The organism is Streptomyces ferrugineus (assembly GCF_015160855.1).
GTDB lineage: Bacteria > Actinomycetota > Actinomycetes > Streptomycetales > Streptomycetaceae > Streptomyces > Streptomyces ferrugineus.
Window position 1 is genome coordinate 3,591,277 of record NZ_CP063373.1, and the last position, 12,923, is coordinate 3,604,199.

General features: G+C 72.3%; 11 protein-coding genes. All 11 read left to right on the forward strand.

Going from position 1 to position 12,923, the window contains the following annotated elements; genetic code table 11:
* Positions 1–25 precede the first annotated feature (25 nt).
* The 11 genes from IM697_RS16415 to IM697_RS16465 all read left to right on the forward strand — a co-directional run bounded on the left by IM697_RS16415 (position 26) and on the right by IM697_RS16465 (position 12,881).
* Entirely contained in the window at positions 26–1,159 is a 1,134-nt protein-coding gene (locus IM697_RS16415; RefSeq protein WP_194048424.1) for an aromatic ring-hydroxylating oxygenase subunit alpha, read from the forward strand.
* Between the two features lie 128 nt (positions 1,160–1,287).
* Complete coding sequence (locus IM697_RS16420) at positions 1,288–4,014, forward strand: SpoIIE family protein phosphatase (RefSeq protein ID WP_194048425.1); 2,727 nt, start codon at positions 1,288–1,290, stop codon at positions 4,012–4,014.
* Positions 4,015–4,155: 141 nt separating this feature from the next.
* Complete coding sequence (locus IM697_RS16425; protein WP_194048426.1) at positions 4,156–5,337, forward strand: NAD(P)/FAD-dependent oxidoreductase; 1,182 nt, start codon at positions 4,156–4,158, stop codon at positions 5,335–5,337.
* On the forward strand, positions 5,334–5,771 hold the full coding sequence (gene gcvH, locus IM697_RS16430; RefSeq protein WP_194048427.1) for a glycine cleavage system protein GcvH: 438 nt from the start codon (positions 5,334–5,336) through the stop codon (positions 5,769–5,771). The genes IM697_RS16425 and gcvH overlap by 4 nt, the downstream gene beginning before the upstream one ends.
* A complete protein-coding gene (glyA, locus tag IM697_RS16435; RefSeq protein ID WP_194048428.1) occupies positions 5,768–7,024 on the forward strand; it encodes a serine hydroxymethyltransferase in 1,257 nt (418 codons plus the stop codon). The genes gcvH and glyA overlap by 4 nt, the downstream gene beginning before the upstream one ends.
* Before the next feature lie 68 nt (positions 7,025–7,092).
* Positions 7,093–8,475 carry an L-serine ammonia-lyase gene (locus IM697_RS16440; protein ID WP_194048429.1) on the forward strand — a complete coding sequence of 461 codons (1,383 nt, stop codon included), beginning with the start codon at positions 7,093–7,095 and terminating at the stop codon, positions 8,473–8,475.
* A 19-nt stretch (positions 8,476–8,494) separates the two neighbouring features.
* Positions 8,495–9,355 (forward strand): formate dehydrogenase accessory sulfurtransferase FdhD, encoded by an 861-nt coding sequence (gene fdhD, locus IM697_RS16445; RefSeq protein WP_194048430.1) that lies wholly within the window; start codon positions 8,495–8,497, stop codon positions 9,353–9,355.
* Positions 9,352–10,725 (forward strand): D-inositol-3-phosphate glycosyltransferase, encoded by a 1,374-nt coding sequence (mshA, locus tag IM697_RS16450; protein WP_194048431.1) that lies wholly within the window; start codon positions 9,352–9,354, stop codon positions 10,723–10,725. The genes fdhD and mshA overlap by 4 nt, the downstream gene beginning before the upstream one ends.
* A 188-nt stretch (positions 10,726–10,913) precedes the next feature.
* On the forward strand, positions 10,914–11,672 hold the full coding sequence (locus IM697_RS16455; protein ID WP_194048432.1) for a hypothetical protein: 759 nt from the start codon (positions 10,914–10,916) through the stop codon (positions 11,670–11,672).
* A complete protein-coding gene (locus IM697_RS16460) occupies positions 11,669–12,211 on the forward strand; it encodes a SixA phosphatase family protein (protein ID WP_194048433.1) in 543 nt (180 codons plus the stop codon). Before IM697_RS16455 ends, IM697_RS16460 begins: the two co-directional genes overlap by 4 nt.
* A 43-nt stretch (positions 12,212–12,254) precedes the next feature.
* Positions 12,255–12,881 carry a YigZ family protein gene (locus IM697_RS16465; protein WP_194048434.1) on the forward strand — a complete coding sequence of 209 codons (627 nt, stop codon included), beginning with the start codon at positions 12,255–12,257 and terminating at the stop codon, positions 12,879–12,881.
* The last annotated feature ends 42 nt before the right edge of the window (positions 12,882–12,923 follow it).

Here is a 12,923-nt window from a genome sequence, read left to right on the forward strand (position 1 = left end):
TCCGATACATCCCGAAGGTGACGAGATGACCCTCACGAATCTGCCGCCCAGCCTGATCCCCACGCTGTCCGGCGAGTACTACACGGACCCCGAGGTCTTCGCCCAGGAGCAGGAGCGGGTCTTCGAGGCCATGTGGTTCTGCGTGGCCCGCGCCGCCGACCTGGACAGGCCCGGCGCGTTCCGCACCTGTCAGGTGGGCCGCGAGAGCGTGCTGGTCTCCCGCTCGCGGGACGGCTCGATCAAGGCGTTCCTCAACATCTGCCGGCACCGTGGCGCCAGGCTCTGCACCGAGGAGTCCGGCGAGGTCAAGCGGGCCTTCCAATGCCCGTACCACGCCTGGACCTATGGCCTGGACGGCAAGCTGGTCGCCGCGCCCAACCTGACCTCGATGCCGGACATCGACCGGATCGAGTACGGCCTGATCAACGTCCATGTGCGGGAGTGGCTCGGCTATGTGTGGGTGTGCCTCGCCGACGAGCCGCCGTCCTTCGAGGCGGACGTGCAGGGCGATGTCGTCGAGCGGCTCGGCGACCTGGAGTCGATCGGGCGCTACGGGATCGACGACCTGAAGCTGGGCCGCCGTATCACCTACGACGTGAAGGCGAACTGGAAGCTCATCATCGAGAACTTCATGGAGTGCTACCACTGCGCCACCATCCACCCCGAACTCACCGAGGTGCTGCCGGAGTTCGCGGACGGCTACGCCGCCCAGTACTACGTCGGCCACGGCGCCGAGTTCGGCGAGGACGTCCAGGGCTTCACCGTCGACGGCTCCGAGGGCCTGGACCGCATTCCGGGTGTCGCCGAGGACCAGGACCGCCGCTACTACGCCATCACCGCGCGGCCGCAGGTCTTCATCAACCTCGTGCCCGACCACGTCGTCTTCCACCGGATGTACCCGATGGCACCCGACCGCACGGTCGTCGAGTGCGACTGGCTGTACCTGCCGCACGTCGTCGAGAGCGGCACGGACGTCAGCCGGTCCGTGGAGCTCTTCCACCGGGTCAACCAGCAGGACTTCGACGCCTGCGAGCGCACCCAGCCGGCGATGAGCTCGAAGGCGTACGCCAAGGGCGGTGTCCTGGTGCCCAGCGAGCACCACATCGGCGAGTTCCACACCTGGCTGCAGAACAAGCTCGAGGTCGGTCCCACGCACTGACCCCACCCCCAGAACGCCCGCCCGCCTGCTGTTGCGGCCCCTCCGGCAGGCGGGCGGGCCACTGGGCCGTGATGTGGAGATCCGACAGGACAGGGGGCCAACTCACAGTGACGGCCAATACTTGAGGCATGGACAGGTCCAGATCACGGCGCCCCTCGATCCGTAGGCCCTCCGCGCTGAGTGTGCACAGCGTCGCGGGCCAGGTCTTCATCCTCCAGGTGGCCGTCGTCGTGCTGCTCGTGATCGCCGCGGTGACGGCCCTCGTGCTGCAGGCCCGGAGCGCGAGCCTGCAGGAGGCCAAGGAGCGCTCGCTCGTCGGCGCCGAGACCTTCGCGCACGCCCCGGGGACGCTGGCCGCCATGAAGTCCCGCGATCCCAGCGCCCTGCTCCAGCCGCAGGCGGAAGCGGCACGGAAGGACTCCGGAGTCGCCTACATCATCGCGTTCGACACGAACGGCATCCGCTGGACCCACCCCGACCCGAACCTCATCGGCAAGCATGTCGTCGGCTCCTACGCCGAGGCGCTCGCGGGCCGTGTGCACCAGGAGACCTATGACACGCCCGGTGTCGGCCGTGCCGTGGACGCGATGGTTCCCGTCTTCGACACCGACGGCGAGGTCGTCGGACTGGTCTCCGTCGGCATCACGCTCGAGAGCATCAACGAGCGGGTGACCGAGCAGTTGCCGCTGCTGATCGGCTCCGCCGTCGGCGGGCTCGTGCTGGTCACGGGCGGATCGGCGCTGGTGAGCCGGCGGCTGCGGCGGCAGACCCACGGTTTGGATCCGGCCGAGATGACACGGATGTACGAACACCACGACGCGGTCCTGCACTCGGTGCGGGAGGGCGTGGTCGTCGTCAGCGGCGAGGGGCGGCTGCTGCTGGCCAACGACGAGGCGCGCCGGCTGCTGGACCTGCCCGAGGACGGGGAAGGCCGACCGGTCACCGGACTCGGGCTGGCCCCGCGTGCCGCCGCGCTGCTCACCTCGGGCCGGGTCGCCACCGACGAGGTGATCCTGGCCGGGGAGCGGCTGCTGGCGGTCAACCTGCGGCCGACCGCCCCGACCGGGAGCGTGGCGACGCTGCGGGACACCACGGAGCTGCGCGCCCTGGCGGGACGGGCCGAGGTGGCGCGCGAACGCCTGGAACTGCTCTACGACGCCGGGGTGAGCATCGGCACCACGCTGGACGTGGTGCGCACCGCCGAGGAGCTGGCCGAGGTCGCGGTTCCCCGGTTCGCCGACTTCGCCACCGTCGAACTGCTGGACGCGGTCCGGCAGGGCGCGGAGCCGAACGGCGACGTGAGCCCGAGCATGGACCGCATCGCCGTACGCGGGATCCGGGACGACCACCCGCTGACCCCGGCGGGGGAGCGGATCACCTTCGTGCCGACCATGCCGCAGGCGCAGGGTCTGCAAAGCGGTCACGCCGTGCTGGTGTCCGAGCTGAGCGGCGCGCCGGGCTGGCGGGCGCAGGATCCCGAACGGGCGCGACGCGTCGTGGACTTCGGTATCCACTCCCTGATCACCGTGCCGCTCCAGGCCCGCGGCACGGCCCTGGGCATGGTGGACTTCTGGCGCTCGGACAAGAAGGCGTTCACCCGGGACGATCTGGCCTTCGCCGAGGAACTGGCCGCGCGGGCGGCGGTCGCCATCGACAACGCCCGCCGCTACACCCGCGAGCACACCATGGCGGTCACCCTGCAGCGCAGCCTGCTGCCGCACGCCCTGCCCGAGCAGTCGGCGCTGGAGGTGGCCCACCGCTACCTGCCGGCCCAGGCCGGGGTCGGCGGGGACTGGTTCGACGTCATTCCGCTGCCCGGCGCCCGCGTCGCCCTCGTCGTCGGCGACGTCGTCGGCCACGGCCTGCACGCCGCCGCGACCATGGGCCGCCTGCGCACCGCGGTGCACAACTACTGTGGCCTCGATCTCTCCCCGGACGAGCTCCTGAGCCACCTGGACGAGCTGGTCGCGCGCATCGACGAGAGCGAGAGCGCCGACTCGGAGAGTGAGCCCGTCACCGGGGCCACCTGTCTGTTCGCGATCTACGACCCGGTCTCCGGCCACTGCACCGTCACCCGGGCCGGCCACCCCGGGCCCGCCGTGGTCCACCCCGACGGCTCCGTGACCTTCCCCGACGTCCCGGTCTCACCCCCGCTCGGCCTGGGTGTCGGCCTGCCGGTCGAGACGGCCGAAATTCCGCTGTCCGACGGCTCCCGACTCGCCCTGTACACCGACGGGCTCGTCGAGGACCGCGACCGGGACATCGACGTCGGCCTCGAACTCCTCCGGGGCGCCCTGGCGCACCCCGACCAGACCCCGGAACAGGCCTGCCAGGCCGTCCTCGACGCCCTGCTGCCCGACCGCCCCCGTGACGACATCGCCCTCCTGGTGGCCCGCACCAGGCGGCTCGACCCGGACCGGGTCGCCGACTGGGACGTACCCTCCGACCCCGCGGCCCTGGGCCCCCTGCGCGCCGCCTGCGCCCGCCGCCTGGAGGCCTGGGGCCTGGACGAGATCTCCTTCACCACCGAGCTGATCCTCAGCGAACTCGTCACCAACGCCATCCGCTACGGCGGCGATCCCATCCGTCTTCGTCTGCTGTACGACCGCGACAGCCTGATCTGCGAGGTCTCCGACGGCAGCAGCACCTCCCCGCATCTGCGCCGCGCGGCCACCACCGACGAGGGCGGCCGAGGGCTGTTCCTCGTTGCCCAGCTGGCCCGGCGCTGGGGTACCCGGTACACCGATCGCGGCAAGGTCATCTGGAGCGAACAGTCCTCGGACGCCGCCGAATCCGGGCTCGACGAAGCCATCGGCGACCTGCTGCTGGACCAGTGGGACGAGCCGACACTGTAGGTTGCGAATCGCGCAACCTGTAGCATCATCAGAAATTCATGTGCGCCGCCTCCCTTGACAACGCCCGCACTGCGCGGAAAGCATGTTGCGTATAGCGATTGTTGTTGTGTTATGCGAGACAACTCCCCGTCTGGAGCCGGCATGAGGAGCATCACCGTCGTCGGAGCGTCGCTGGCAGGCCTGAGCACGGTCCGCGCGCTGCGTGCGGAGGGCTACGACGGCGAGATCGTCGTCGTGGGGGAGGAGCGCCACACCCCCTACGACCGCCCCCCGCTGTCCAAGGACTTCCTCAAGGGCGACATCGACGCCGACGCGCTCGCGCTGGGCGACGCGGACGAGTACGAGGTCCTGGACACGCAGTGGCTGCTCGGCGAGCGCGCGGTGCGGCTCGACCCCGTCGCCCGCACCGTCACCCTGGCCTCGGGACGGCATGTGCGCACCGACGGCGTCGTCGTCGCGACCGGCGCCACCCCCCGCACCCTCCCCGGCACGGACGGCCTGGCCGGTGTCCACACCCTGCGCACCTTGGACGACGCCCAGGCCCTGCGCACCGAACTGCTGGACGGCCTGCCCCGGGTCGTCGTCATCGGCGCCGGATTCATCGGTGCCGAGGTGGCGTCCACCGCCCACCGGCTCGGCCTGCACGTCACCGTCGTCGAGGCGCTCGACGTACCCCTGGAGCGCCAGCTCGGGCGCGAGATGGGGCTGGTGTGCTCCTCGCTCCACAGCGATCACGGGGTTCGGCTGCTGTGCGGAACCGGCGTGGCGGAACTCGTCGGCGAGGGCCGGGTCACGGGCGTACGGCTGGCGGACGGACGCCTGCTGCCCGCCGACATCGTCGTGGTCGGGGTGGGCGTCCGGCCCAACACCGACTGGCTCGCCGGCTCCGGGGTGCGGGTGGACGACGGCGTGGTCTGCGACACCGGCTGCGCGACCGGTGTCCCGCGTGTGGTCGCCGTCGGTGACATCGCCCGCTGCCCCAACCCGTTCACCGGACGGCACGCCCGCATCGAGCACTGGAGCAACGCCGCCGAACAGGCGAAGACCGCCGCCCGCACCCTGCTGAGCGGTGTGTCGTCCCCCGCCCCGCTCACCGCGCCGTACTTCTGGTCCGACCAGTACCAGGTGCGCATCCAGGTCGCCGGACACGTGGCCCCCGGCGCCGAGCCCGAGGTCGTCGAGGGAGACATCGACAGCCGCACCTTCACCGCCGTCTACCGGCGCGAGGGCACCCCCGTCGCCGTCCTCTCCCTCAACCAGCCGAAGTTCTTCAACCGGCTCCGCCGCACCCTCGTCCCCGCCGCCGCGGCCGTCGTGTCATGAGCTCCGCGCCCCGACTCCCCGGGGAATCCGCGCCGGAGACCGCCGAGAGCATTCCTCGGCACCTCCGCTACACCTGGGACCACGAGTGGCTGGTCGTGGACGAGGGCAACGCCACCGTCGGTATCACCGCGTTCGCGGCGAAGGCCCTGGGTGACGTCGTCCACCTGCGCCTGCCCGAGGTCGGCAGTTGGGTCGAGGCGGGGGAGAGCTGTGGCCGGATCGAGTCACTGACCGCCGTCAGCGGCCTGTACGCCCCCGCCTCGGGCCGGGTCCTGGAGGTCAACCCCGCACTGACCGACGACCCCCGTGTCGTCAACGCCGCCCCCTACACCGGCGGCTGGCTGTTCCGGCTGCGGGTGGAGAACATCGCCGGCGCGCTGACCGCCGATGCCTACGCCGCCCACTGCGCCCACACCGAAGGAGACCGCCGATGACCCTCTTCGACCAGCCCCTGCACGAGCTCGACCCCGAGGTGGCCGCCGCGGTCGACGCCGAGCTGGAGCGTCAGCAGTCGACCCTGGAGATGATCGCCTCCGAGAACTTCGCGCCGGTCGCGGTGTTGGAGGCGCAGGGTTCGGTCCTGACGAACAAGTACGCCGAGGGCTACCCCGGCCGCCGTTACTACGGTGGCTGCGAGCACGTCGACGTCGCCGAGCGGATCGCCATCGACCGGGCCAAGGAGCTGTTCGGCGCGGAGTACGCGAATGTGCAACCGCACTCCGGCGCCTCCGCCAACCAGGCCGCCCTGTTCGCCCTCGCCCAGCCCGGCGACACCGTCCTCGGCCTGGACCTGGCGCACGGCGGCCACCTCACCCACGGGATGCGGCTGAACTTCTCCGGCAAGCAGTTCAAGGTCGTCCCGTACCACGTGGACGACTCCGGTCTCGTGGACATGGCCGAGGTGGAGCGTCTGGCCAAGGAGCACCGGCCGAAGGTGATCATCGCCGGGTGGTCGGCGTACCCGCGGCAGCTCGACTTCGCCGCGTTCCGGCGGATCGCCGACGAGGTCGGGGCGTATCTGTGGGTGGACATGGCGCACTTCGCGGGGCTGGTCGCGGCGGGGCTGCACCCGAACCCGGTCGAGTACGCGGACGTCGTCACCTCCACCACCCACAAGACCCTGGGCGGGCCGCGCGGCGGCATCATCCTCGCGAAGAAGGACTTCGCGAAGAAGCTGAACTCCTCGGTCTTCCCCGGTTTCCAGGGCGGCCCGCTGGAGCATGTCATCGCGGCCAAGGCGGTGTCCTTCAAGGTCGCGGCGTCGCAGGAGTTCAAGGAGCGCCAGCGCCGTACGGTCGAGGGCGCCAGGATCCTCGCCGAGCGGCTGACGGCGGCCGATGCCCGTGCGGCCGGGGTGAACGTGCTGTCCGGCGGCACGGACGTGCATCTGATCCTGGTCGACCTGCGCGCCTCCGAGCTGGACGGACAGCAGGCCGAGGACCGGCTGCACGAGGTCGGCATCACGGTCAACCGCAACGCCGTCCCCAACGACCCGCGTCCGCCGATGGTGACGTCGGGCCTGCGCATCGGCACCCCGGCCCTGGCCACCCGCGGCTTCACGGCCGAGGACTTCGCCGAGGTCGCGGACGTCATCGCCGAGACGCTGAAGCCGTCCTACGACGCGGACGCGCTCAAGGCCCGGGTCAAGGCACTGGCCGACAAGCACCCGCTGTACCCCGGTCTGTAACCGACACCCTCCCGCAGGGGCGTGCCCGCGACCGTTCGGCACGCCCCTCCAATCCCACGGAGTATGGCGTGGCAATCAGCGTCTTCGACCTGTTCTCCATCGGCATCGGCCCGTCCAGCTCGCACACCGTCGGCCCGATGCGCGCCGCCGTGATGTTCGTCGCCCGGCTGAAGCAGGACGGCGTGCTCGCCCAGACCGCCGCCGTCCGGGCGGAGTTGTTCGGCTCCCTCGGCGCGACCGGCCATGGCCACGGCACCCCCAAGGCGGTACTGCTCGGCCTGGAGGGCAATGAGCCGCACACGGTCGACGTCGCCCAGGCCGACCTGGACGTCGAGCGGATCCGCGGTACCGGGCGCATCCGCCTCCTCGGCGCCGAGATCGGCCCCGCCCACGAGATCGACTTCGACGTCTCGACCCAACTGGTCCTGCACCGCAGGCGGTCGCTGCCGTACCACGCCAACGGCATGACCCTCTTCGCGTACGACGCCGACGGGGTGCCGCTGCTGGAGAAGACGTACTACTCGGTGGGCGGCGGATTCGTGGTCGACGAGGACGCGGTCGGCGCGGACCGCATCAAACCCGACGACACGGTCCTGAAGCACCCCTTCCGCACCGGCGACGAACTGCTGCGCCTGACGCAGGAGACCGGCCTGTCGATCTCCGCGCTGATGCTGGAGAACGAGAAGGCCTGGCGCACCGAGGAGGAGATCCGCGCGGGCCTGCTGGAGATCTGGCGGGTCATGGCGGCCTGTGTCGCACGAGGGCTGGGCAGCGAGGGCATCCTGCCCGGCGGTCTGAAGGTCCGTCGCCGGGCCGCCGCGGCGGCCCGTGCCCTGCGCAGCGAGGGCGACCCGGCGGGCCGGGCCATGGAGTGGGTGACCCTCTACGCCATGGCCGTGAACGAGGAGAACGCGGCGGGCGGCCGGGTCGTCACCGCCCCCACGAACGGCGCGGCCGGCATCATCCCCGCCGTCCTGCACTACTTCCTGGACTTCGTGCCGGGCGCCGACGAGGACGGCATCGTCCGCTTCCTCCTCGCCGCCGGCGCCATCGGCATGCTCTTCAAGGAGAACGCGTCCATCTCCGGCGCCGAGGTCGGCTGCCAGGGCGAGGTCGGCTCGGCCTGCTCGATGGCCGCCGGAGGCCTCGCCGAGGTCCTCGGCGGCAGCCCCGAACAGGTCGAGAACGCGGCCGAGATCGGCATGGAACACAACCTCGGCCTGACCTGCGACCCGGTCGGCGGCCTCGTCCAGATCCCCTGCATCGAACGCAACGGCATGGCCGCGGTGAAGGCGGTCACGGCCGCCCGGATGGCGATGCGCGGCGACGGCCGGCACCACGTCTCCCTCGACAAGGTCATCAAGACCATGAAGGAGACCGGCGCCGACATGAAGGTCAAGTACAAGGAGACCGCCCGCGGCGGTCTCGCCGTCAACGTCATCGAGTGCTGAGCAGGGGAAGCGACACGGCATGGGACGAGTCACCGAGCGTCGGCGCGTGCTGCGGATCCGGGACGGTGCGGTGAGCACCCGCCCGGACACGCTGGTCGCGGAGGAGCCACTGGAGATCCGGCTCGGCGGCAGGCCGCTGGCGATCACCATGCGCACCCCGGGGGACGACTTCGCGCTCGCCGCCGGATTCCTGGTGAGCGAGGGCGTCGTGAGCCGGGCGGAGGACGTGGCCAACATCGTCTACTGCGCGGGCGCGACGGCGGACGGCTCGAACACGTACAACGTCGTCGACGTGCAACTCGCCCCCGGCGTACCGCTGCCCGACATCACGCTCGAACGGAACGTGTACACCACGTCGTCGTGCGGCCTGTGCGGAAAGGCGAGCCTGGACGCCGTACGGACCACCACACGGTGGCCGATCGCCGACACGCCCCCGGTCCGGGTGACTGCGGACCTGCTGGCCGCCCTGCCCGACCGACTCCGGGCCGCACAGCGGGTGTTCGACCGCACCGGCGGTCTGCATGCCGCCGCGCTGTTCTCACCCGAGGGCGAGCTGCTGGACCTGCGCGAGGACGTCGGCCGGCACAACGCCGTCGACAAACTGATCGGCCGCGCGCTGCGGAACGGCCGACTACCGCTGTCCCGGACCATCCTGCTCGTGTCCGGGCGGGCATCCTTCGAGCTGGCGCAGAAGGCGGTCATGGCGGGCCTCCCGCTGCTGGCGGCGGTCTCGGCGCCGTCCTCCCTCGCCGTGGACCTGGCGGCGGAGACGGGGCTCACGCTCGTCGGCTTTCTGCGCGGCGGCTCCATGAACGTGTACGCGGGCGAGCAGCGCATCGACGTGCGGACCGGCGCCATGGCCGGAGGGCCGGCGAGGTGAGCCGGTACCCGGCCCGGCTGGAGGAGGGCCACGGCGGCACACTCCTCGACCCGCCCCGGCCACGACCACCCGACGCCCGCCGTCGCCCCCGCCGCGTCGCGATGCTCAGCGTGCACACCTCACCACTGCACCAGCCCGGTACCGGCGACGCGGGCGGCATGAACGTCTACATCGTCGAGCTCGCCAAGCGCCTCGCCGCCCTCGACATCGAGGTCGAGATCTTCACCCGGGCCACCTCCGCCGCACTCCCGCCCAGCGTCGAACTCGCGCCCGGCGTTCTGGTGCGGCACGTGGCCGCCGGACCGTACGAAGGACTGGCCAAGGAGGATCTCCCGGCCCAGCTGTGCGCCTTCACGCACGGCGTGACACGGGCCTGGGCCGGCCAACGCCCCGGCCACTACGACCTGGTCCACTCACACTACTGGCTCTCCGGCCACGTCGGCCGGCTCACCGCCGAGCGCTGGGGCGTCCCGCTCGTCCACGCCATGCACACCATGGCCAAGGTCAAGAACGCCAACCTGGCCGACGGCGACACCCCCGAGCCCGCCGCCCGGGTGCTCGGCGAGACCCAAGTCGTAGGGGCCGCCGACCGGTTGATAGCCAACACGGAGAAGGAAGCGGACGAACTGCTGCGCCACTACCGCGCCGACACCGACCGGGTCGCCGTCGTCCACCCCGGTGTCGACCTGGAGCGCTTCCGCCCCGACGCCCGGGGCGTCGCGGCCGGACGGGCCGCCGCACGGTCCCGCCTCGGCCTTCCGCAGGACGCGCTGATCCCCCTGTTCGTGGGCCGCATACAGCCGTTGAAGGCGCCGGACGTCCTGCTGCGCGCGGTGGCCCTGCTGCTGCGGGAGCGGCCTTGGCTGCGTGAGCGGATCGTGGTGCCGGTCGTGGGCGGGCCCAGCGGCAGCGGTCTGGCCAGGCCGGAGGGACTGCAGAAGCTGGCCGCCCGCCTCGGCATCTCGGACGTCGTGCGGTTCCGGCCGCCGGTCGGACAGGACCGGCTCGCCGACTGGTACCGGGCGGCGTCCGTGCTGGTCATGCCGTCGCACAGCGAGTCCTTCGGCCTGGTGGCCGTCGAGGCGCAGGCCTGTGGCACACCGGTGATCGCCGCCGAGGTCGGTGGTCTGCCGGTGGCCGTACGGGACGGGGTCAGCGGCGTCCTCGTACCCGGGCACGATCCGGCGGACTACGCGCGGGCGCTGTACGCCTTCGCCGCCGACCCGGCCCGCACCGCCCGGATGAGCGAGGCCGCGGTCCGGCACGCCCGGTCCTTCGGCTGGGCCACGGCCGCCGAGGCGATGGCGGACGTGTACACGGAGGCCCTGCTCCACCGGAGCCGCGGTGCTCGCGAGGGACAACCGCACTAGGGGCCTGTTCCGAACTCCTGTCCGGGCGGGCCGGGGCGCAGTACCGTGCGGGCAGTCCGCACGGCAGGGGGTGGCGATGCCCGGGTACGACAGACGCGTCACGTGCGTGAGTGGGCCGTACAACCATGGGTGACCAGCACACTCCCGGCGGCCGCGACCGACGCCACGATGACCGGAATACGGGCCGGATGGCTGCGCACGGCGGCTCGTCCGCCTACGCTCGCTCCGTGCTGCGCATCATCGACGCCCGAACCGGCGAACCCGTCGACGCCGCGCCCGCCCGCCGGGGCCTGACCCGCATCGAGGCGCATACCGAGGGCTTCGACGTCACCGCCCTGCGGCTCCTGCTGACCGCCGACCTCCTCGTGCGCGCCCTGGAACTCGGCGGGACACCGGTCTGGGCGCTGCTCGACGAGGAACGACAGCAGGCGGAGCTGCGGGCCGGCGCCGCGGCGCTGGGGATCCGGCCCTTCGAAGACGGCCGGGACGCCGCGTCGGGACTGGGCGAGGCACAGGTCCTCCACGTCGTACGCGAGGAAGGCGGGCGACCCGACGGGGTGCGGGTCGCCGTAGCGCCCGTGCACTCCGAGGCACCGCCCGAGGAGGCCGACCCCGCCGCGCTGCGCCTCGCGCTGCTCTCCCGGCGCAGAAGCGTGCCCGTACCACTCGACGCGGCCGTGCTCGCCGAAGCCCACGACACCCTCGTCCGCTGGCGCCGGGCCGTCGCCGCCTGGGCGCGGCAGCCGTCGCGGCCCATCCCCGACGAGGTGCGGGCGGAGCTGCGCACCGCCTGGGAGGACGACCTCGACGTGCCCGGGGTGCTCGGCGTGCTGCGCTGGGTGGAGACCGCGCCGGACCTGCCGGACGGCGCCCGCTTCGAGACCTACGCCTACGCCGACCGCCTGCTCGGCCTCGACCTCACCCACGACCTGGGAGCCCCGACGTGACCGCGCGCTTCGGCGCGGGCCCGCTGCGCCGCCTGGTCGTCCTGCGGCACGCCAAGTCGGCGTGGCCCGACGGCGTCGCCGACCACGAACGCCCGCTCGCCCCGCGCGGCCGACGGGACGCCCCGGTCGCCGGCCGGCTGATCGCCGACGCCGACTGCCTGCCGGACCTCGCCGTGTGCTCCACCGCCGTACGCACCCGCCAGACCTGGGAACTGGCCTCCGCCCAGTGGGGCACACCGCCTCCGGTACGGCACGATCCGCGCGTGTACGCGGCGGACGTGCCCGGCCTGCTGGAGGTCGTGCACGAGACGTCACCCGAGGTCGGCACGCTCCTCCTGATCGGGCACAACCCCGGCCTGGAGGAACTCGTCCTCGAACTCGCCGGGGACGGCCTCGACGACGCGCTGGACGAGGTCCGCACGAAGTTCCCCACCTCGGCGATCGCCGTACTGGCCTGGCACGGCACCACCTGGCCGGCCCTCGCGCCCGGCACGGCGCTGCTCACGGGGGTGATGGTGGCCCGGGGTAAGAAGAAGTGAGCGGGCGGCGGGCACGCGCGGCCGGTCCGCATAGGCTGGCCCGATGCAGGACGAGTACCGCACCGTCGCCCACGCGGGCGTGCACGAGACCGAGGTCAACCGCTCGCGCTTCATCTGCGCGCTCGCCCCGGCGGCCACCGAGCAGGAGGCCCAGGACTTCCTCGCCGCCGTCCGCAAGGAGCACGCGGACGCCACCCACAACTGCTGGGCCTACGTCATCGGCGCCGACGCCGGGATCCAGAAGGCGAGCGACGACGGCGAACCGGGCGGCACGGCCGGCGTCCCCATGCTCCAGATGCTGCTGCGCCGCGACATGCGGTACGTCGTCGCCGTCGTCACCCGCTACTACGGCGGCGTCAAGCTCGGCGCGGGCGGGCTGATCCGGGCCTACGGCGGCGCCGTGGGCGAGGCGCTGGACACGCTCGGCACCATTACCCGGCGCCGCTTCCGGCTGGCCACGGTCACCGTCGACCACCAGCGCGCGGGCAAGGTGCAGAACGACCTGCGGTCGACCGGGCGCGAGGTACGGGACGTGCGGTACGCCGAGGCGGTCACGATCGAGATCGGGTTGCCGGACGCCGACGTGGCGGCGTTCCGGGCATGGCTCGCGGACGTGACGGCGGGGACGGCCGGGTTCGAACTCGGCGGAGAGGCGTACGGGGACGCCTGACCCCGTCGGGCCGGGCGCATTCATCCGGGCGTATGTGGCACC

Coding starts and splice junctions, on each gene's coding strand:
- IM697_RS16415 (WP_194048424.1), top strand. CDS start 26: ATGACCCTCACGAATCTGCCGCCCAGCCTGATCCCCACGCTGTCCGGC.
- IM697_RS16420 (WP_194048425.1), top strand. CDS start 1,288: ATGGACAGGTCCAGATCACGGCGCCCCTCGATCCGTAGGCCCTCCGCG.
- IM697_RS16425 (WP_194048426.1), top strand. CDS start 4,156: ATGAGGAGCATCACCGTCGTCGGAGCGTCGCTGGCAGGCCTGAGCACG.
- gcvH (WP_194048427.1), top strand. CDS start 5,334: ATGAGCTCCGCGCCCCGACTCCCCGGGGAATCCGCGCCGGAGACCGCC.
- glyA (WP_194048428.1), top strand. CDS start 5,768: ATGACCCTCTTCGACCAGCCCCTGCACGAGCTCGACCCCGAGGTGGCC.
- fdhD (WP_194048430.1), top strand. CDS start 8,495: ATGGGACGAGTCACCGAGCGTCGGCGCGTGCTGCGGATCCGGGACGGT.
- IM697_RS16455 (WP_194048432.1), top strand. CDS start 10,914: ATGGCTGCGCACGGCGGCTCGTCCGCCTACGCTCGCTCCGTGCTGCGC.
- IM697_RS16465 (WP_194048434.1), top strand. CDS start 12,255: ATGCAGGACGAGTACCGCACCGTCGCCCACGCGGGCGTGCACGAGACC.